This is a genomic window from Lysinibacillus capsici (genome assembly GCF_020217405.1).
In the GTDB taxonomy this organism is placed as follows: Bacteria; Bacillota; Bacilli; order Bacillales_A; family Planococcaceae; genus Lysinibacillus; species Lysinibacillus capsici.
This window is the reverse complement of sequence record NZ_CP084108.1, coordinates 3,553,570-3,573,423: the sequence shown is the minus strand read 5'-3', so window position 1 is coordinate 3,573,423 and position 19,854 is coordinate 3,553,570. Positions and strand designations below refer to the sequence as shown.

17 protein-coding genes are annotated in these 19,854 nt (G+C 37.1%); 13 read left to right on the top strand and 4 right to left on the bottom strand.

All coding sequences use genetic code 11. From position 1 onward, the window contains the following. Nucleotides 1-194: 194 nt before the first annotated feature. Entirely contained in the window at nt 195-887 is a 693-nt protein-coding gene (locus LCP48_RS17540; RefSeq protein ID WP_004226055.1) for an AIM24 family protein, read from the top strand. Nucleotides 888-927: 40 nt separating this feature from the next. On the opposite strand, the gene LCP48_RS17535 is transcribed toward LCP48_RS17540, so the two are convergent. Beyond that, complete coding sequence (locus LCP48_RS17535) at nt 928-2,178, bottom strand: BaiN/RdsA family NAD(P)/FAD-dependent oxidoreductase (protein WP_004226057.1); 1,251 nt, start codon at nt 2,176-2,178, stop codon at nt 928-930. A 287-nt stretch (nt 2,179-2,465) separates the two neighbouring features. On the opposite strand from LCP48_RS17535, the gene asnB reads away from it, so the two are divergent. The 4 genes from asnB (at nt 2,466) to LCP48_RS17515 (ending at nt 8,600) form a co-directional block, all read left to right on the top strand. Then, a complete protein-coding gene (asnB, locus tag LCP48_RS17530; protein WP_004226058.1) occupies nt 2,466-4,316 on the top strand; it encodes an asparagine synthase (glutamine-hydrolyzing) in 1,851 nt (616 codons plus the stop codon). Between the two features lie 262 nt (nt 4,317-4,578). Then, nucleotides 4,579-6,192, top strand: coding sequence for a putative polysaccharide biosynthesis protein (locus tag LCP48_RS17525; RefSeq protein ID WP_004226060.1), 1,614 nt, complete (start codon nt 4,579-4,581; stop codon nt 6,190-6,192). Between the two features lie 10 nt (nt 6,193-6,202). Next, nucleotides 6,203-6,916 (top strand): pseudouridine synthase, encoded by a 714-nt coding sequence (locus LCP48_RS17520; protein ID WP_004226062.1) that lies wholly within the window; start codon nt 6,203-6,205, stop codon nt 6,914-6,916. Between the two features lie 166 nt (nt 6,917-7,082). After that, a complete protein-coding gene (locus LCP48_RS17515) occupies nt 7,083-8,600 on the top strand; it encodes a GGDEF domain-containing protein (RefSeq protein ID WP_004226064.1) in 1,518 nt (505 codons plus the stop codon). 59 nt (nt 8,601-8,659) lie between these two features. Here the strand turns inward: LCP48_RS17515 and LCP48_RS17510 are convergent, their stop codons facing one another. Both LCP48_RS17510 and LCP48_RS17505 read right to left on the bottom strand, forming a co-directional pair. Next, nucleotides 8,660-9,829: an MDR family MFS transporter gene (locus LCP48_RS17510; RefSeq protein ID WP_004226066.1), complete on the bottom strand. Its 1,170-nt coding sequence runs from the start codon at nt 9,827-9,829 to the stop codon at nt 8,660-8,662. Nucleotides 9,830-10,201: 372 nt separating this feature from the next. After that, nucleotides 10,202-10,423: a DeoR family transcriptional regulator gene (locus LCP48_RS17505; RefSeq protein WP_004226074.1), complete on the bottom strand. Its 222-nt coding sequence runs from the start codon at nt 10,421-10,423 to the stop codon at nt 10,202-10,204. A gap of 357 nt (nt 10,424-10,780) precedes the next feature. Here LCP48_RS17505 and pepV point away from each other — a divergent pair, with 357 nt between their 5' ends. The 7 genes from pepV to LCP48_RS17470 all read left to right on the top strand — a co-directional run bounded on the left by pepV (nt 10,781) and on the right by LCP48_RS17470 (nt 18,209). Continuing rightward, nucleotides 10,781-12,187 (top strand): dipeptidase PepV, encoded by a 1,407-nt coding sequence (gene pepV, locus LCP48_RS17500; protein ID WP_004226076.1) that lies wholly within the window; start codon nt 10,781-10,783, stop codon nt 12,185-12,187. 27 nt (nt 12,188-12,214) lie between these two features. Further along, nucleotides 12,215-13,069 (top strand): D-amino-acid transaminase, encoded by an 855-nt coding sequence (gene dat / locus LCP48_RS17495; RefSeq protein WP_004226078.1) that lies wholly within the window; start codon nt 12,215-12,217, stop codon nt 13,067-13,069. Nucleotides 13,070-13,294: 225 nt separating this feature from the next. Then, complete coding sequence (locus LCP48_RS17490; RefSeq protein ID WP_216485360.1) at nt 13,295-14,299, top strand: NERD domain-containing protein; 1,005 nt, start codon at nt 13,295-13,297, stop codon at nt 14,297-14,299. A gap of 3 nt (nt 14,300-14,302) precedes the next feature. Beyond that, nucleotides 14,303-15,232, top strand: coding sequence for a diacylglycerol/lipid kinase family protein (locus LCP48_RS17485; protein WP_004226082.1), 930 nt, complete (start codon nt 14,303-14,305; stop codon nt 15,230-15,232). Between the two features lie 96 nt (nt 15,233-15,328). Then, nucleotides 15,329-15,979, top strand: a complete 651-nt coding sequence (trmB, locus tag LCP48_RS17480) for a tRNA (guanosine(46)-N7)-methyltransferase TrmB (protein WP_016991781.1) — start codon at nt 15,329-15,331, stop codon at nt 15,977-15,979. Between the two features lie 11 nt (nt 15,980-15,990). Beyond that, entirely contained in the window at nt 15,991-16,854 is an 864-nt protein-coding gene (locus tag LCP48_RS17475) for a YtnP family quorum-quenching lactonase (RefSeq protein WP_004226085.1), read from the top strand. A 128-nt stretch (nt 16,855-16,982) separates the two neighbouring features. Beyond that, entirely contained in the window at nt 16,983-18,209 is a 1,227-nt protein-coding gene (locus LCP48_RS17470; protein WP_004226087.1) for a carboxylate--amine ligase, read from the top strand. Between the two features lie 52 nt (nt 18,210-18,261). Here the strand turns inward: LCP48_RS17470 and LCP48_RS17465 are convergent, their stop codons facing one another. Continuing rightward, on the bottom strand, nt 18,262-18,576 hold the full coding sequence (locus LCP48_RS17465; RefSeq protein ID WP_004226089.1) for a hypothetical protein: 315 nt from the start codon (nt 18,574-18,576) through the stop codon (nt 18,262-18,264). 164 nt (nt 18,577-18,740) lie between these two features. Between LCP48_RS17465 and LCP48_RS17460 the strand changes: the two genes are divergently transcribed. Then, nucleotides 18,741-19,817: a M42 family metallopeptidase gene (locus LCP48_RS17460; RefSeq protein WP_004226091.1), complete on the top strand. Its 1,077-nt coding sequence runs from the start codon at nt 18,741-18,743 to the stop codon at nt 19,815-19,817. The last annotated feature ends 37 nt before the right edge of the window (nt 19,818-19,854 follow it).

Here is a 19,854-nt window from a genome sequence, read left to right as displayed (position 1 = left end):
TATATAACAAGTACAATTTCTTTGTTTAATGTATAACAGCATGTGTCTGATGTCAATAACATTACTGGAAATAAAGTGATTTCGTTATTAAAAGAGAAATTTTGTAACGAAATACACAACGAGGAACAATCCGTTAAAAATTGAATCTTTTCTCAACGATCAACGTATATAAAGTAATTAGGGAGGGATCAATCATGGGGAAATTTTCTTTAGATGAATTTGTTCATAAAACACAGCAGGACGATAATGAGAATGATTATTTTGAATTGGAAACTGAACGCGTATTAGAGGTTAATCTAAACGGTGAAGTGTGGTCAAAAATGGGCGCTATGATTTCCTATACAGGTGATATTAAATTTGAACGTGAGCGCGTCTTGGAGCATGGTCTTGGCAAAATGTTTAAAAAGGCTTTAACGGGTGAAGGTACGCAATTGATGAAAGCTAGCGGAAAGGGCAGACTCTATTTAGCGGACCAAGGAAAGAAAGTAACTGTTTTTGATTTGAAAAACGACAGTATTTGTGTCAATGGCAATGATTTACTTGCCTTTGAGCCTAGCATCGAATGGGATATACGTTTGATGCGTAAAATGGCTGGCATCATGTCAGGTGGTTTATTTAATGTAACACTTCAAGGAACAGGGAAGGTTGCGATTACAACTCATTTTGAACCACTGACATTATTAGTGAAACCAGGTGAAACAGTATATACTGATCCACATGCTACTGTCGCATGGTCAGGCAACTTAACACCTGAATTTAAAACAGATATTAGCTTCCGTACATTTATCGGCCGAGGCAGTGGAGAATCCATCCAGATGGCGTTTTCTGGTGAAGGCTTTGTTATTATCCAACCATTTGAAGAAGTCTATATGACTAGTGAAAGCTAAAAAAGCGCGTCCGTTTTCTACGGACACGCTTTTTCTTCTATTATAATGCCGCATGCATTCCTGCAATACGTCCCGTTACGAGGGCTGAAGTGATGTTATAGCCGCCTGTATAGCCATGAATATCAAGAATTTCTCCACAAAAAAACAGTCCCTCTTTTTTCTTTGAGGCCATTGTTTTTGGCTCGATTTCTTTTACAGAGACACCACCACCTGTTACAAATGCCTTATCAAGTGACTGTGTGCCACTCACTTTCAACGTGAAGTTTACTAGTAAACGTGCTAGCTGACGAATTTTCTCTTGGGATAATTCAGCACCCGTCAATTGAACATCAATATGTGCTCGCTCACATAAGAACAAGAGCCATCGTTCAGGTGCTATGCCTTTCCAAACATTTTTCACAGCCTTTTTCGGATCTTCTTTTATTAATTTATTTAAATATTGTAGACATGTTTCTTCATTATAATGTACTAATGTTTGAATACGCATTGTCACGGGCTCATAGCCTGTTTTCATTAATTCTTTCACAACGAATTGACTACAACGCAAAATAGCAGGACCACTTAAACCAAAATGGGTAAAGAGCATATCCATTTGATGGGTGACGAGTGTCTTGCCTTTTTTATTTAGCACGGAGACAGCAACATCACGCAATGCTAGTCCTTGTAGCTCACGTGCTTGAATAAAATCTTCTTTTGAAATAACAGGGACTTCCGTTGGGAATAAGGTTGTGATTGTATGACCCGCACGTTCAGCCCAAGGATAGCCATCACCTGTTGAGCCTGTTTGTGGAACCGCCTTGCCACCAACGGCTACAACGACTGCTTGACTACGGACTTCGGTGCCGTCAGCAAGACGTACACCCAAAATTTTATCTTCATCCATTAGAAGCTTACTGACAGCTGTGTGTAAACGAACTTCAATATGAAGACGTTGTAGCTGTCTAATCAGCGCATCAACGACATCTTGTGCGCGATTGGATACAGGGAACATTCTACCGTGGTCCTCTTCCTTTAGGGCGACACCAAGCCCTTCAAAAAATGCAATTATATCTTCATTATTATAAACGGTAAATGGACTATAGAGAAAACGTCCATTGCCGGGTATATGTTTCACAATTTCTTCAACAGGCAAACGATTTGTAACATTACAGCGTCCTCCGCCAGAAATGGCCAATTTCTTGCCTAGTTTTGTGCCTTTTTCTAACAATAACACCTTCTTTTTGCGCTCTCCAGCAGCAATTGCCGCCATTAAACCAGATGGGCCACCACCAATCACGATTACATCATACATAGTTAGAAACTCACTTTCTGTTCAAATTAGGAATCTTTCCTATTATACATGAAGTCTATATAGAGAGGGACTTTCTTTGACATTGAAAATAATAGAAAAGTGTTTTATAATTCTGTATCTCTTCTTTTGGGATGAAGAGCTTATACAGTAGAATGAAACACAATATTCTTTGTTGTACAATTGGATGAATGAAAGTTTTCCTTTATTAGCATTGTCAGCATGAAATGAATGTCTTTTCGTGCTATTATGGTAAAGGTTATGCACTAAATTATGAGGTGAAAAATAGAATGTGCGGATTTATAGGTTATATTAATGGAACAAATGTGATTGATCATCATCAGACGATAGAAAATATGATGAATACAATTATTCACCGTGGACCAGATAGCGGTGGTATTCATAGTGACGATAAAGTGACGTTGGGTTTCCGTCGATTAAGTATTATTGACTTATCAGACGTAGCAAATCAACCATTATATAGTGCAGATGGCAATATTGTGCTTGTATTTAATGGAGAAATATTTAACTTCCAAGAGCTGCGTGCAGATCTTATTGAAAAAGGTCATACGTTTAAAACGCAGTCAGATAGTGAAGTCATTATTTATGGCTATGTAGAATATGGCGTAGATTTTGTGAAGAAACTGCGTGGGATGTTTGCCTTCTGTATTTGGGATAAAAAGAATGATTTACAATTCATTGCACGCGATGGCTTTGGAATCAAACCATTGTATTACTCTGAGCATACAACTGACGGTACGTTTATCTTTGGTTCTGAGATTAAATCGTTTTTACCACACCCATCATTTATTAAAGAGTTAAATAAACAGGCACTTCGCCCTTATTTAACATTCCAGTATTCATCTATGGATGAAACTTTCTTTAAAGGTGTCTTTAAATTACCACCAGCACACTATATGCTAATTCAAAATGGACAAAAGCAAATCGTGCAATATTGGGATAAAAAATTCCATGCAAAAGAAGCACCAATCGAAAAATATATTGAAGAAATTCGTTCGACTGTTAAAGAATCTGTAGAGGCTCATCAAATCAGTGATGTAAAAGTTGGTTCATTCTTATCGGGTGGTATTGACTCTAGTTATATTACGTCCTTATTACGCCCAGATAAATCCTTCTCAGTCGGGTTTGCGGACTATGAAGATATGTTCAATGAGACAAATCTTGCAAAAGAATTATCCGATACGTTGAATATTCAAAATGAACGTAGATACATTACAGCAGATGAGTGTTTTGAAGCGCTACCTAAAATTCAATGGCATATGGATGAACCACAATCCAATCCATCTTCAGTGCCACTTTACTTCCTTTCGGAGCTTGCTTCAAAGGATGTAACGGTTGTCCTATCAGGTGAAGGTGCTGATGAAATTTTTGGTGGGTATGCTTGGTATCAAAACTCAGGAAGAATGCAAAAATACGAAAAATTACCATTAGGTCTTCGAAAAACATTACGTGGGATGGCAGAAGCTCTACCGAAAAATCAATACACGAATTTCCTTATTAAAGGTGCTCAAACAGTAGAAGAGCGCTTTATTGGAGAAGCGGTAGTTTGGGATGAAGTAGATGCTATTAATGTTTTAAAGCCAGCTTATAAAAATGCCCCATCTGTAAAATCGATTACAAAACGAATTTATGATGAAGTGCCTGGCGATGATGATGTGACAAAAATGCAGTATCTAGATCTAAATCTTTGGATGCCTGGTGATATTTTATTGAAGGCAGATAAAATGAGTATGGCACACTCAATTGAATTACGTGTACCATTCTTAGATAAAGAAGTAATGGAGTTAGCGAAAAATATTCCTTCAAGATACCGTGTGAATGATATCGATACAAAATATGTTTTACGTCAAGCTGCACATCAGGAATTGCCAGAAGAATGGGCAAAGCGTCCGAAACTTGGATTCCCAGTGCCAATTCGTCACTGGTTACGTGAAGAAAAGTATTACAGTATGGTAAAAGAAATGTTTACAACTGACTTTGCAAATGAATTTTTTGATACAAAACAATTAGTTGGCTATCTAGATGAGCACTACGAAGGGAAAGCAAATCGTGGTCGTTATATTTGGACAGTTTATGTATTCCTAGTATGGTATAAAAAGTTCTTTGTGGACATGGTATAAGAAATACCTTAATCGGTGGGGATGTTCAATTCCTCACCGATTATTTTAAGGCCTTTTTTCTTCAAGTTTCTTTATGAATGAACTTTTTGGTGTTTTTATGCGTCTCATTTCCTATAAATGTGGTAAGATTACAATTGGTTTACTTAAATCATTTACAAGGTGACAGCGTTTGCATGTCGTGTATGAGTAAGGAAAATGTTTTATAAGAGCCTTTAAAGTGTTACGATAATAATATTGATTTTACAATGAATGGATGGGTATGATGTCCAATTTAATGAAAGGTACTGCGATATTAACAATGGGGATGTTTTTATCGAAGGTACTCGGATTAATTTATATTTTTCCGTTTTATGCAATTGTTGGCGAAAAGAACATTGCGCTTTATCAATATGCATATATTCCCTATTCAATTATGCTGGCAATCGCCATTTCAGGTGCGCCAATAGCCGTCTCTAAATTTGTATCCAAATATAATGCCATGGGGGATTATCAATCGGGTCGCAAGCTGATGAAATCTGGCATTCTTATTATGATGGTGACTGGCTTTGCAGCATTTATTGCTCTCTTTCTACTTGCTATGCCCATAGCAGGGCTAGTTATTAAGAGTGAGGAACAAGTCTTTACAGTTGAACAAATTGCTTCAGTAATACGATGGGTTAGTTTTGCCTTAATCGTAGTACCATTTATGAGTCTATGGCGTGGCTTCTTCCAAGGCTACGACAAAATGGAGCCTACTGCCGTTTCACAATTGGTGGAACAAATTGTGCGAATTGTTGTGTTACTTGGTGGATCATTCCTAGTGGTTATTGTGTTTAAAGGAAAACCAGAGACAGCCATCTCCTTTGCTGTGTTTGCAGCATTTATCGGGGCAATCGGTGGATTAGGTGTTCTTTATTATTACTGGAAAAAATATCAGCCTGAATTTAACTTATTACGTAGCCAAAGTGTGACTTCCACACAGTTACCAATGTCCAATATTTATAAAGAAGTGATTACCTATTCCATCCCAATGGTGTTTGTAGGGGTGGCCAATCCATTATTCCAATTAGTCGACATGCTTACGTTTAATGGAGCAATGACGTCCATTGGTTTAGCAGAAGTAACAGATACCTATTTATCGATGATTAACTTTATGACACATAAAGTTGTTATCATCCCTGTTATGCTAGCGACTGGATTTTCGATGGCGCTTGTACCAACAATTACAAAGTATTTTACACAGGGGGAGTATTTAGCGCTCCGCCATGCAATGGATAAGACCTATCAAATTTTAATCTTTATTACATTGCCAGCTGTGGTTGGTATTTCTTTATTAGCCAATGAAATTTATTTTATGCTTTATTCAGAAAGCGAAATGGGAGCAACGATTTTAGCGCATTATGCACCTGTTGCTATTTTATTTGCGTTATTTCAAGTCACAGCAGCACTACTTCAAGGAATTGATTTTCAAAAGTGGATTGTTTTCAGCTTATTATCTGGAATTTTCGTAAAGCTAGCATTAAATATTCCTTTAATTCGCTGGTTAGAGGCAGATGGTGCAATAGTAGCTACAGCTATTGGCTATAGTGTTTCGATTATCATTAATATGCTTGTGTTACGAAAAACGTTGAATTATCGATCAGAAATGGTTGTGCGTCGTGTCATGCTAATTGCTTTATTGACAATGGCGATGGCCATTAGCGTGCTGATGGTGCATAAATTATTGGAATTACTAATGGGACCAGTTGATAGTAAATTCTCAGCATTACTATTCTCCATTATTTGTGCGGGTGTTGGTGCGGCTGTTTATGGCTTTTTATCATTACGCCTAGGTTTAGCCCAAAAGCTATTAGGTGAACGATTAACCCGTATTATGAGTAAACTGGGATTGAAATAGGAGTGGAACGATGCGTTTAGATAAATTACTAGCAAATATGGGGTACGGTTCTCGTAAGGAAGTGAAGCAGTTATTAAAGCAAAAAGCTGTCACAGTAGATGGTGCTTATGTCAAGGATGCAGCTTTACATGTAGACCCAGAACAGCAAATTGTATCAGTGTTTGGAGAGCGCGTTGTTTATACAGAATTTGTTTATTTTATAATGAATAAACCGCCTGGTGTTATTTCTGCCACTGAGGATTTAAGAGATGAAACAGTCATTGATTTATTAGAGCCATTACACCAGCATTTTCAACCGTTTCCTGTTGGTCGATTAGATAAAGATACAGAAGGGTTGCTCTTATTAACAAACGATGGTCACTTAGCTCATAATTTATTGTCTCCAAAAAAGCATGTGCCAAAAGTTTATTACGCACAGATTGAAGGCGTTGTGACAGAAGAAGATGCCGAGAAATTTGCAAATGGTATTGAACTAGATGATGGCTATGTTACAAAGCCTGGAAAGCTTGTGATTCTAAAGTCTGCACAGCAATCGGAAATAGAGCTAACGATTCAAGAAGGCAAGTTTCATCAGGTAAAGCGAATGTTTGAGGCTGTAGGAAAACGTGTAACATATTTAAAGCGTATTTCCATGGGAAGCCTGAAATTAGATGAAAATCTAGCATTAGGTGAATATCGTGAGCTCACTGCTGAAGAGCTAAACGATCTACAAAACAATCATTAAACATATTATTCCTCGATGCCTCACATAGCATCGGGGATTTTTATATACAGTAATATGACTGTAACTGTATAATATGAAATGAGTTATTGTGATATAGTCATAGAATGTATCATATTTTGAAATGTTTCCCAAAAGACGATGGTATAAATAAGTAGAGGACAATTAAATGAAGAACCTGCGTATTAAATTATTACTATCTTTAATAGCATTTGCACTCATACTTGTTGCCGTTATTTCATATGTAAACCGACAAATACTGGTAACAGAGATAGAAAAGCAAGTGAGCATGAATAAAATATTAATTGAAAATCATATTTTGACAGATATGCAAACTGTCGATGATGCCCATTTTTATTTTGATAATACTATTTCAGACAAAATGGAACAGGAGCTTAGACAGTTAAAAAACTATTACCATGAAAACCCCAATGTAGCTACTTGGGATTTGCAGCAAATGAAAAAGAAACATGGTATGGATATTTACATAGTGGATCAATCCAATACAGTGGTTTACACGACTTTTGCCAGAGATATTGGCTTGGATTTCTCGCTTTGCTGTCAACGTTTTTCTGCTTTATTGGATGAGCGGCGCGCTAGTGGCGAATTTTTTACAGATGGCATTGATATTTCAACATCAACAGGAGAATATCGAGAATTTGGCTATCTGGCAACACATGATAAGAAATATTTGCTTGAGTTAGGTATAGACCTACTAAATGATCCTGTCTTCCAAACCTTTAATTTTGAGAAAACTGCACAGTACTTAATTAGTAAATATATTGATTTAGTGGATGTGCAAGCTATTAATGCAGGTGGCGTTTTCTTTAATGATTCGAGATCGAAGAGAATCACTGTACAGGAGCAATCTAAGAAATTTCAAGAATACTTCGAGCTAGCAAAGAAAACAATGGAGCCAGTTGAATATGAAAAGGCTTTAGACAATGGTTATATAGAAACACATCGTTTTCTGCCCTATGAAGCAGAGACAGTGAGAGGGGAGTCATCCAAAAGAATTGTCTATGTGAAATTTATCAATTTCACTAAAATGGAAGCTCTTCAAAAAAATACGAAACAATTTTGGATTTTACTGTCTATCGCCCTACTAACATCCTTTATTATGCTGTTAGTTATTAATAAAATTTTATCTAAAACAATACACCTAGCTACCTTCGATCCGTTAACAGGTGTTTATAACCGTGCTACATATATTAGAAAAATTGATAGTTTATTAAGAAAAAGAAAAATGAATGTGCCAGGTTTATTGTTAATTGATTTAGATAACTTTAAACAAGTAAACGATCAATTTGGTCATGTAGAAGGAGATCATATCCTCATTGAAACAGCGAAAATTTTAAAGCATGTTGTGAAACAAAGTGGCTTTGTCGTACGCTTCGGTGGGGATGAATTTGCCATTGTTTTATACGATACAACAGAGGAACAGATGCAGCACATGGCAGAGGACATTTTGACTCAAATAAGATCAGTTCGATATGATGGCCAAGCGAGCGAGAAATGGTCTGTGTTGTCTGTGAGCATGGGCGGAGCCATTTATAATCATGCTGAGGATACAGAAATGAGCTTATTTGAACGGGCCGATAAAGCGCTTTATCAATCCAAAAATGCTGGTAAGGATCAATATTCTAGTTATGCAGAGGTCGCTGCTGACGAGGGTTATAATAGTTAAAAAAACGCCCCATTCTATCGATAGCATAATTAGCTATTTTGATAGCAATGGGGCGTTTATTAATGAGCTGCTATTTTTGTTCTATAAAAGATACAACTACATAAAACAAGAACAGCGATGACAGGAAACATAGCGTTCATATAATGAGTCAAGAGCCAACCGCCTATTATTGGGCCAATAAAGCCACCTAAATTTTTAAATTGTGCAGCCCCTAAATAGGTTGCCTTTTGAGTATCTGGTGCAATTTCGTCAATCATGACATTCATTGTAGGGAAGGCAAAGATTTCACCTATGGTAAAAATAATCATGGCAATGATATAGAGCGTATAATTATTGGAGAATCCAAACATACATAATCCAATAGCAAAGAACAGTACACCTACTAATAATGTGGCTGTAGATGAAAAGCGCTCTGATACTATACTAATAGGTAATTGTAGTAATAACACAACTGCTGCATTGAGAGAGATTAATAACGAATAAAGTTTCGCACCTTCATCAATCTTTAATTCGATAATTTGAGGTAGCGTTGAGTCAAATTGCGAGTACCCAATATTGATTAAAATGGCTCCCAATATGAAGCTAAGCAGCACACGATTTGTCAAAAGAATCGTGAATGTACTGAGGATTTTTGTTTGTGTAACAGCTTTGGGTTGCTGCATTTGATAGCGATTTAACACAAAAAATAAAAACACTGCGTAAATAATATACATCATCCCTGTCAGCATAAAAGGGATACTTGGACTGGATAGCTGTGAGATATACACGCCAATAATAGGACCAATAACCGCTGCAATATTTATGGCCGTATAACGTAAGGAAAATAGTCTTTTTCGTTTATCGGCAGGTGTAAAATCAATCATCAATGCCTGTGTGGAAGGTTCGAAAAATGATCGACAAAGTCCATTTAAAGCATTGAATAGAATAAAAAGCCAAACAGCATGAACCGTTGCGAAGCCAAAGAACACAAGACTCCAAACGATAATTGTTAATAGAATAACGCTTTTTCTACCAAAGCGATCTGTTAAATAACCACCGAAAAATCCACCTACTGTGGAAATGAGTGGCGCGATACCAATTGTCAATCCAATTTGTAAGGGAGAGGCTTGAATTTCATTATGTAAATAAATAGCTAAAAAAGGCATTGCCATAAAGCTTGCAATACGTGTGAAAATTGTCCCACCTAAAATAATCCAAACTAATGGATGAAACAACTTTGACAAAGTCATATAAAATCCTCCTCTCAACATTTAGAATGTTTCGAGTTTAACGGATTGTTAAACAACTGTAAATAGTTAAAATAATCTTGAAAGAGAACAGAGCAGCTAATGGCGTGCAGATTTATGCTGCTATGCTAAAATGTGAAGCTCAGATTGAAGGGTAAAGGAGCGATGTAAATAATCCCTTTATAAATCATCAATTTACATAAAACGATGATTGACAAAGAGGTGAAAATAATTACCTTATACAGAAAGCAAGACGGAGAAGTCAGTAAGCAAAGTGGGCAAAAAATCTAATAATCTTCTAACGACAAAAAAGAATGACCCCGACGAAAGGCCATTCTTTTTCCATACATAATGCTTTACGTACAAAACGTAAAACTAAGACGTTAATTTTACTTTTTTCTTCGTCGTTGTCCATCTGCCTCGACTTGGACTCGTCACCAAATCGTTAAAGGCTAACACGTTCAAATCTCTTTGAACGGTGCGAGGAGTGATACTAAACTCTTCGACTAAATCCTGTGTAGACACGGTTCCTTTGTCTAAAATAAACATGTACACGTCTTTAATACGATTAAGCATTCGATCAGTAGTTGGTTTCATTAAATGAACCACTCCTTCATCTTAATTCTCTTGGCAAAGACTAGCGGACGACAATATGTGCGGAGTGCACTTAGGCTAATAAGTAGCTGCCTTAGACATCCCCTTTTCTAATTTTATAGTCAGAACAATTATTCTGATAACTTTATTATATAGAAAAACTACTTAATTTTCTAGTGAATGCAAGAGAAATTTACAATTAATATATAAAATTTATACTGTATTTTGTGGGAATACGTGAAAAACGTGCTATATATGGTAGTGACAGTAGAAGTTACTGAAAATAGTTGTCAGAAAGCTGATTGTCATATATGTTGTAAGGTGTAGAATAATGTTAATACTTTGAAGGAGGTACATGGTATGGATTGGTTACAAGCTGCAAAAGAAAGGCAAGACGAATTAATACAAGAGTTACAGGAGCTTGTGCAAATAAATAGTGTGCTCGATGAGGATACAATAACTACTGAAGTACCTTTTGGAGATGGTCCACTTCAAGCGCTTGAATGGTTACTAGCAAAAGGTCAAAAAGAAGGCCTGCTCACGAAAAATGTTAATAATTATGCTGGACATATTGAAATGGGAACTGGTGAAGATTTACTTGGTATTTTATGTCATGTTGATGTTGTCCCAATTGGAGAAGAAGCAGATTGGACTTACCCTCCTTTCAGCGGCACAGTAGCTGATGGTAAATTATTTGCACGTGGTGCGATTGACGATAAAGGGCCTACGATTGCGGCATGGATGGCCATGAAACTTGTGAAAGATGCAGGTATTCCGTTAGAAAAAAGAGTACGAATGATTATTGGTACAGACGAAGAAACAGGATTCCGCTGTGTCGACCACTATTTTAAACAGGAGGAAATGCCGACAATTGGTTTTGCACCAGATGCGGATTTCCCGCTCATCAATGCAGAAAAAGGCATTGCAGAGCTTGTGTTCTCTCAAAATAAAGTGGGTGATGCAACGAAAGAACAACTACTACTATTTAATGCAGGAAAGCGCTCAAATATGGTACCTGATTTTGCAAAAGCAATGATTCAGCATGTAACAGCATCATTCGAACAGAATTTTCAAACATTTTTAAGCAAAAATCAGCTAGAAGGCTCTTTATTAATGGAGGAGTCTCGCTATATAATAACTATCAAAGGTAAAGCAGCCCATGCAATGGAACCAGATAAAGGTATCAATGCAGCTGTTTATCTTGCAGCATTTTTACAACAAGAGTTGACGACAGAAGCAAGTAAACAATTTGTCGACTTTATTGCAGATGTTTTTTATCAGGATCATTATGGTAGTCAGCTCGATCTGCAGTTTGAGGATACAATGTCAGGACCAACAACATTAAATCCAGGGATCGTAAGCTATGATGTCCATAAAGGTGGCAGTTTAGTAATTAGTATGCGCTATTCAGTTTCCTATCCGTTCGATGAAAAAATAACAGCAGCACAACGCTTAACGGTAGAAAAAGGGTTTTCTCTAGACATACAAGATGACTCCAAGCCACATTATGTCAGCGAAGATGATCCATTCATCCAGACATTAGCAGCTATTTATAGACGTCAAACGGGAGATACAGAAACACCTTTATTATCAACTGGTGGTGGGACGTATGCACGTGTGATGAAAAAAGGCGTGGCATTTGGCATGTTGTTCCCAGGGGAGCCAGATGTAGCGCATCGAGCGGATGAGTTTGTTGTCGTTGAAAACCTCGTAAAAGCAGCGGCAATTTATGCTGAAGCAATTGTTGAACTTGCAGGAAAAAAATAACTCAAAGACGAAAAGGATGAACAAAACATGGCATATTCATTATGGAATGATCAAATTGTTGAAGAAGGATCCATTGCAGTATCACCAGAAGATCGAGGCTATCAATTTGGTGACGGCATTTATGAAGTAATCAAAGTGTATAACGGAAATATGTTTACAGCACAAGAGCATATTGATCGTTTCTATGCAAGCGCCGAAAAAATTCGTCTTGTTATTCCTTATACAAAAGACGTTTTACACAAATTATTACATGAGCTGATTGAAAAAAATAATCTTGGTACAGGGCATGTTTATTTCCAAATTACACGTGGTGCCAATTCACGTAATCACGTTTTCCCAGATGCAAGTGTCCCAGCTGTATTAACAGGTAATGTGAAAGCTGGTGAACGTGCATATGAAAACTTTGAGAAAGGGGTTAAGGCTACGTTTGTAGAGGATATTCGTTGGTTGCGTTGTGATATCAAATCTTTAAATTTACTTGGTGCAGTATTAGCAAAACAAGAGGCAGCTGAAAAGGGCTGCTACGAAGCAATTTTACATCGCGGGGATATCGTAACAGAATGTTCATCAGCAAATGTTTATGGGATTAAAGACGGTAAGCTTTATACACACCCAGCTAATAACTTCATTTTAAACGGTATTACTCGTCAGGTCATTTTAAAATGTGCAGAGGAAATTAGTTTACCTGTCGTTGAAGAACCAATGACAAAAGCTGATTTATTAACAATGGATGAAATCATTGTATCCTCTGTATCTTCAGAAGTTACTCCTGTTATTGATGTGGATGGCAACCAAATCGGTACTGGAGTGCCAGGTGAATGGACGCGTAAATTGCAACAAGCTTTTGAGGCGAAATTACCAATTTCTTTGAATACAAAATAAAAGAACCGTTTAAGAGAACTATCGATAAGGGTAGTTCTCTTTTTTATGGATGTAATGTTTGGTATCGTCATGTAAAATAAAAAGGATAGTAATGAATAATTTTACAGATTGAAATTTGTAGAATAATTGTCGATGTATTGAATACAATGCCTCTTTTTTCTACCAAAGCAATCTAGATAAAAAGAGAACTATAGATATGGTGAGTAAGAATGGAGTGACCTTTACATGGCACAATTAGTGAAATTACAAGATTACATTTCACGCTATCAAATTGATTTAGCGAGATACCCAACACAATTTGTGCGCCTGAAGAAAAACCAATGGGAGCGCATTAAGCGACAGTGGGAATTGGGAGAAGATATTAGCGAGTGGCAACATGTCGACAATGAGGCTGAAGCGGAGGCTTACGAGGAAAAAGAACGTTTTTCCTTCATAAAAAAATGGTTTGCTGGACGTCAAAAGGAAACAACAGAGGATGTGGAAGAAGTAGAAATATCAAATGAGCTTGTTAGCGATGAGGATATCATTCCTGAAGAAGAAACGACGCTCACATTTGAACCTAAAATTGTGTATGCACCACAATCCATCCATGAGTTGAAACGAATGTTTATTGATCAGTTCTTTCATTTTCAAATGAAATGGGCCAGTTCAACATTACGGGAAAAATCATATGTAGATCCTCGCTTCATGCGTGACTCATTGCTCCGTATGCTATTGCAAACATTGCCAGATAATTATCTATTGTTTTATTATCCAATACTACAAATTAGAAAAGCACCTATAGAGCTAGAAGTAGTGTTAATGTCGCCGACAGAGTGTATTTGTATTACGGTCTTAGAGGCTGAAAATCAAGCTGTATATGTAGGTGGCAGTGATCGCTTCTGGATTAAAAAAGTAGGGACGAAGGATTCTAAAGTCCTGAATCCAACAATTAACTTAGTGCGGATGGAATCGGTACTGTCGCAATTATTTAAACAAGAGGATATTGATATGCCCATCCGTAAGGTTGTGCTATCTCGTAATGGGTATTTTGATTATCCTGGTTCACCATTTGGGGTTCGCTTTGTTGATCGTCGAAATTACCATGAATGGATAGAGCATTTAAGAAAAGTTTCCTCTCCTATGAAGCATATGCAAATCCGAGCTGCGCAGACAATTTTAAATACGGTCCAAACCACCTCCTTTAACCGAGATATATGGCAGCAAGCATCTCAGCCAACAGAGGACTGATCTATGAACGTTCTATTTATTGTCAATGAGGCTGCTGGGAATGGGAAAGGAAAAAAAGTTTGGCTCCAACTTCGAGAGCAACTAACGATTTCCTATCAAGTGGCTTTTACTGAATATGCAGGACATGGACAGAAAATCGCTCAACAATGGGCACACCAGCAACAAGAGAAAAAATTGCTTGTCGTTGTTGGCGGTGATGGCACTATTCATGAAGTGGTTAGTGGTGTTATACATAATAAATACATCATAATTGGTGTAGTTCGTGCTGGCTCTGGTAATGACTTTGCACGTTATTTTCACTCCTTTTCCAATGCCCAGCAAATCGAGGATTATGTAAAGACTACCTTGGCTAATGTAAAAATGGATGCAGGGATCGTTCAGATTGGTAATCAACAAACAGAAATATTTGTTAATAATGCTGGCCTAGGCTTCGATGCCTTTGTGACAAAATCAATTAACACTTCTCGTCTTAAGTTTTATCTCAATAAGATTGGACTAGGGAAACTTTCGTATGCTGTCGCTGTAATTAGAGGGTTATTTCGCTTTGAACGCTTTGACATAACGATACGTTCAGGGGAACAGGAATGGCAATTTCAGCAGACGTGGTTTGTGGCGATGAGTAATCAACCTTATTTTGGAGGCGGCATGAAAATATCACCTGCCGCAAAAGCAGATGATGGGCAAGTGGATATCACGATTGTACATGATATTTCTCGTATCAAATTATTACTTGTATTTGTCACGGTGTTTTTTGAAAAGCATACAAAATTTAAGGAAGTTACTTTTTTACAGGGGCAAGTCTTTGATCTTATCGTAGCAGATAAGGTTGACTGCCATACGGATGGGAATTATATTGGCATTGTCAATCAAGAGACCAATATCCATTGTACAATACAACAAAATGCTTGGCAGGTTATTGTTAACGATTCATAAAACTATCATGGTGCAATAATTTCATGCGAATTATAAGGGAATACGTTATACTATAAAAAAATCAATAATTTCACAAGAAAGAAATGAGGAACAACATTGAGATTAAGAAATAAGCCTTGGGCAGAGGAAATGATTACAGATCACCCAGAGGTGATTATTCCAAATCCTGAAGACTTTAAAGGAAATTGGCAGGCTGTTTTCGGCAATGATAACCCTATCCATATTGAAGTAGGGTCTGGAAAAGGACAATTTGTGACCGGTATGGCTTTGCAAAATCCAACAATCAATTATATTGGCATTGAACTTTACGATAGTGTGATTGTTTGTGCACTAGAAAAAGTGCTAGAGGCAAAATCTCCAGCGAATTTACGTTTACTAAAAGTAAATGGCGCAGATTTATATAAATTCTTTGACAAAAACGATGTATCACGTGTATACCTGAATTTCTCAGATCCTTGGCCAAAAACAAGACATGCAAAAAGACGTTTAACGCACGGGGATTTTTTGAAATTATATGAGTCGATTTTAGTGGATAATGGGGAAGTCCATTTTAAAACGGATAACCGAGGTCTTTTCGAGTATTCTTTAATCAGTATGTCTGAATATGGGATGTTATTAAAGTATGTATCTCTCGACCTGCATGCAAATATGCCAGAGGATAATGTGATGACGGAATATGAAGAGAAGTTTTCTGCGAAGGGGCAGCCGATTTATCGCTTAGAATCGCAATTTATCACTAAATTGTAGGGGGAATATGGATGGATCAATTACAGTTTCACAATATGTCATTATCATGGCTAAACGGGGGTGTTACGTGCCTAGATGGTGGTGCGATGTTTGGTGTTGTACCAAAGCCTCTTTGGTCCCGCAAATATCCAGTCAATGAAAAAAATCAAATTGAATTGCCAACAGAACCTATCCTTATTCAATTTGGGGGCAAAAACTACCTTATTGATACGGGTGTTGGCTTTAACAAATTAAATGAAAAGCAGCTACGAAACTTTGGTGTAACAGAAGAATCTTCGTTAACAGCTAGTTTACAAGAGTTAGGATTAACGACAGCAGATATTGATGCAGTGTTAATGACGCATTTACATTTTGATCATGCTGGTGGATTAACGCAGTGGGAAGGGGATGTACTTGTACCAACTTTCCCAAATGCCAAGATTTTTGTAACGAAAATTGAATGGGATGAAATGCGTAACCCCAATATCCGTTCAAAAAATACTTATTGGAAAGAAAATTGGGAGCCAGTTCAACATTTAGTTGAAACCTACGAAGAGTCATTGGAAGTAGTACCTGGAATCGAAATGATTCATACTGGTGGTCATAGTGAGGGACATGCTGTCATTAAGCTAACACAAAATGATGAAGTGTTATTGCATATGGCAGATATTATGCCGACTCATGCTCATCAAAATCCATTATGGGTATTAGCCTATGACGATTATCCAATGACAAGTGTATTTGCAAAGGAGCGACTGATGAAGGAAGCCCTTGCAAATAACTATGGCTTTATTTTCTATCACGATGCTTATTACCGTATGATTAGATGGGATGAGTCAGGTAAAGAGATTGTGGATAAATTAGAGCGTAGTAGACAAGCTGTTATTACATTTTAATAGAGCAAGCAAAGGCGAGGTATTTTGGCATATAAAATGTCAATACCTCGCGTTTTTGTTCGTGAACAGGATAGAAAATATGATACACTTAACACGATACTAAAATACAAAAGAGAGTTGAAATAAACATGGCAACTGAACAACCATTTTTACCCGTTTTACTTGGATCAGATATGAATGCATATGGTATGGCACGTGCGTTTTATGAAGCATATGGTATTAAACCACTTGTCTTAGGACGTTCTCATTTAACAGCAACACAAGATAGCCATATCCTAGAATTTCAAGAAATAGACCGTTTAAATGAACAAGATGTTTTTGCACCTGCACTTGCAGAAGTTGCAAAAAAATATGCTGATAAAAAACTGTTGCTTTTAGCATGTGGGGACGATTATGCCAAGCTGATCATCAAAAATAAACCAGCGTTACAAGAGCATTTTACCGTACCCTATATCGATGAATCGTTGATGGATGAAATTTTATTGAAAGAAAATTTCTATAAAATGTGTGATCAATATAATTTTAAATATCCAGGTACAACAACGGTGACAGCGGACAACTATGAAAACTTTACACCTCCATTTGCTTACCCTATTATTTTAAAGGCTTCTAACTCTGTAGAGTACTGGGCTTGTAAATTCCCTGGAAAGAAAAAAGTATTTGTTGCACATGATGAAGCGGAAAAAGCGGCTATATTAAAAGCTATTTATAGCTCTACTTATCAGGATACAATGATTATTCAAGAATTTATTCCTGGGGACGATTCCTATATGCGTGTGTTAAATGCCTATGTAGGGAAGGATGGAAAAGTGAAGCTGATGTGTCTAGGTAACCCTATTCTAGAAGAACATTCTCCTGAGGGAATTGGAAGTTATGCAGCCATCGTGACAACCTATGATAAAGAATTAATGGATCAAGTACGTTACTTCCTAGAAGACATTGGCTATACAGGTTTTGCGAATTTTGATATGAAATATGATATTCGAGACAAGCAATATAAACTTTTTGAAATCAATTTACGTAATGGTCGTTCTAGCTATTATGTAACAGCAAGTGGGCATAATTTAATGAAGTATGTTGCGGATGACCATATGTTAAATATCGAGCAAGAAGTCACATATGTGCAGGATAAGCATTTATGGATGATTATTCCTAAAGGTGTATTATTCAAATATGCATCGAATGAAAAGCTCAAACTAGAAGCAAAAAAATTAATTAGTGAGGGTAAATACACAAATTCTCTTTACTTTAACGAGGATATGAATGCGAAGCGTTGGGTGAAACTAACACTCAATAATTTAAATTATTATCGTAAGTATAAAAAGTACTTTAATAATAAAGGATTATCCGAATAACATAGAGAAGCCATCTCCATTTTATGAGATGGCTTCTATTGTATATACATAATTAAACTTCTGTTAGTTCCACGACAACACCAGAGCGTGCATCGGCAGCAAATTCGAATGTCTGCATCTCACCTTCATGCATACGCGAGATCCCCCCACGATATACTGGGATGGTAATAATACCGTTTGTGAAATCTTCAGTTTTCATAAAAATCCAAGAACCATCAATCGGTGAATCCTTTTTAAATTCTCTTTTTATGTTTTCAAGTACTTGTCCTGCAGGTACGAACGGAGAAACTTTTTCACTAGCTTCTTTAATAATGACTGCGGCAGCTAAGCCAGTTGCGACACCAATTAAAAAATCACGTAATTTCATACTTTTTTCCTCCTTTTTCTATACCTTTATTTTAGCATAGCCTATAGAGTGAATGCACGTTCACAATTAGCGGATTTAGGAAATGTATCAATATTTCGAATTCGGAAATAATTGTGTTACAATAGGCAAGGAAGAATATTCTACTTCGTGGGGAGAGAGTCATCATGAATGAGGAAACATTACAATTATTTAAAACATTAACAGAATTACCAGGCGCTCCGGGTAATGAACACGCAGTACGTGCGTTCATGCGTTCTGAGTTAGAAAAGTACTCGGATGAAATCGTTCAAGATAATTTAGGGGGTATTTTTGGTGTTAAGCACAGCGATGTTACGGATGCACCGAAAATATTAGTTGCTGGTCATATGGATGAGGTTGCATTTATGGTTACTTCTATCACAGATAATGGAATGATCCGCTTTCAAACATTGGGCGGCTGGTGGAACCAGGTTATGCTTGCACAGCGTGTAGAAGTATATACGAAAAATGGGGCAATTCCTGGTGTAGTTTCATCCATCCCACCACATTTATTAACAGATGCAGAACGAGCGAAGCCAATGGATATAAAAAATATGCTTATCGATGTTGGTGCTGATAATAAAGAAGATGCTATGTCTATGGGTGTTCGTCCTGGACAATCCATTATACCAATTTGTCCATTCACACCAATGGCAAATCCGAAGAAAATTATGGCTAAAGCTTGGGATAACCGCTACGGCTGTGGTCTAGCTATTGAATTAATGAAAGAAGTACAGCACGAAAAATTAGGTTCACATTTATACTCAGGTGCAAATGTAATGGAGGAAGTTGGCTTGCGTGGTGCACAAGTATCAGCAAACATGATTAAACCAGATTTATTCTTTGCACTAGATGCTTCTCCTGCCAATGATATGTCAGGTGAAAAAAGTCAATTTGGACAGCTCGGCAAAGGTACTTTACTTCGTATTTTAGATCGTACAATGGTAACACATCGTGGAATGCGTGAATTTATTTTAGATACGGCCGAATCCAATCATATCCCTTATCAGTACTTTGTCTCTCAAGGTGGAACAGATGCTGGTCGAGTGCATACGGCAAACGATGGCGTTCCAAGTGCAGTCATTGGTGTATGCTCACGTTATATTCATACATCAGCGTCAATTATACACATTGATGATTATGCAGCTGCCAAAGCATTAATTGTTGAATTAGTGAAAAAAGCAGATCGTTCGACATTAGAGACAATTCACGCTAATGTATAAGAAGTTAGGAAGATGCCTTTTAGAGGCATCTTTTTCT

What these genes read in the sequence shown, in the direction of transcription:
- LCP48_RS17470 (WP_004226087.1), top strand. Translation starts at nt 16,983, where the DNA reads ATGGCAACTGAACAACCATTTTTACCCGTTTTACTTGGATCAGATATG.
- LCP48_RS17460 (WP_004226091.1), top strand. Translation starts at nt 18,741, where the DNA reads ATGAATGAGGAAACATTACAATTATTTAAAACATTAACAGAATTACCA.
- LCP48_RS17510 (WP_004226066.1), bottom strand. Translation starts at nt 9,829, where the DNA reads ATGACTTTGTCAAAGTTGTTTCATCCATTAGTTTGGATTATTTTAGGT.
- dat (WP_004226078.1), top strand. Translation starts at nt 12,215, where the DNA reads ATGGCATATTCATTATGGAATGATCAAATTGTTGAAGAAGGATCCATT.
- LCP48_RS17505 (WP_004226074.1), bottom strand. Translation starts at nt 10,423, where the DNA reads ATGAAACCAACTACTGATCGAATGCTTAATCGTATTAAAGACGTGTAC.
- asnB (WP_004226058.1), top strand. Translation starts at nt 2,466, where the DNA reads ATGTGCGGATTTATAGGTTATATTAATGGAACAAATGTGATTGATCAT.
- LCP48_RS17525 (WP_004226060.1), top strand. Translation starts at nt 4,579, where the DNA reads ATGTCCAATTTAATGAAAGGTACTGCGATATTAACAATGGGGATGTTT.
- LCP48_RS17540 (WP_004226055.1), top strand. Translation starts at nt 195, where the DNA reads ATGGGGAAATTTTCTTTAGATGAATTTGTTCATAAAACACAGCAGGAC.
- LCP48_RS17475 (WP_004226085.1), top strand. Translation starts at nt 15,991, where the DNA reads ATGGATCAATTACAGTTTCACAATATGTCATTATCATGGCTAAACGGG.
- LCP48_RS17520 (WP_004226062.1), top strand. Translation starts at nt 6,203, where the DNA reads ATGCGTTTAGATAAATTACTAGCAAATATGGGGTACGGTTCTCGTAAG.
- LCP48_RS17490 (WP_216485360.1), top strand. Translation starts at nt 13,295, where the DNA reads ATGGCACAATTAGTGAAATTACAAGATTACATTTCACGCTATCAAATT.
- LCP48_RS17485 (WP_004226082.1), top strand. Translation starts at nt 14,303, where the DNA reads ATGAACGTTCTATTTATTGTCAATGAGGCTGCTGGGAATGGGAAAGGA.
- LCP48_RS17535 (WP_004226057.1), bottom strand. Translation starts at nt 2,178, where the DNA reads ATGTATGATGTAATCGTGATTGGTGGTGGCCCATCTGGTTTAATGGCG.
- LCP48_RS17465 (WP_004226089.1), bottom strand. Translation starts at nt 18,576, where the DNA reads ATGAAATTACGTGATTTTTTAATTGGTGTCGCAACTGGCTTAGCTGCC.
- LCP48_RS17515 (WP_004226064.1), top strand. Translation starts at nt 7,083, where the DNA reads ATGAAGAACCTGCGTATTAAATTATTACTATCTTTAATAGCATTTGCA.
- pepV (WP_004226076.1), top strand. Translation starts at nt 10,781, where the DNA reads ATGGATTGGTTACAAGCTGCAAAAGAAAGGCAAGACGAATTAATACAA.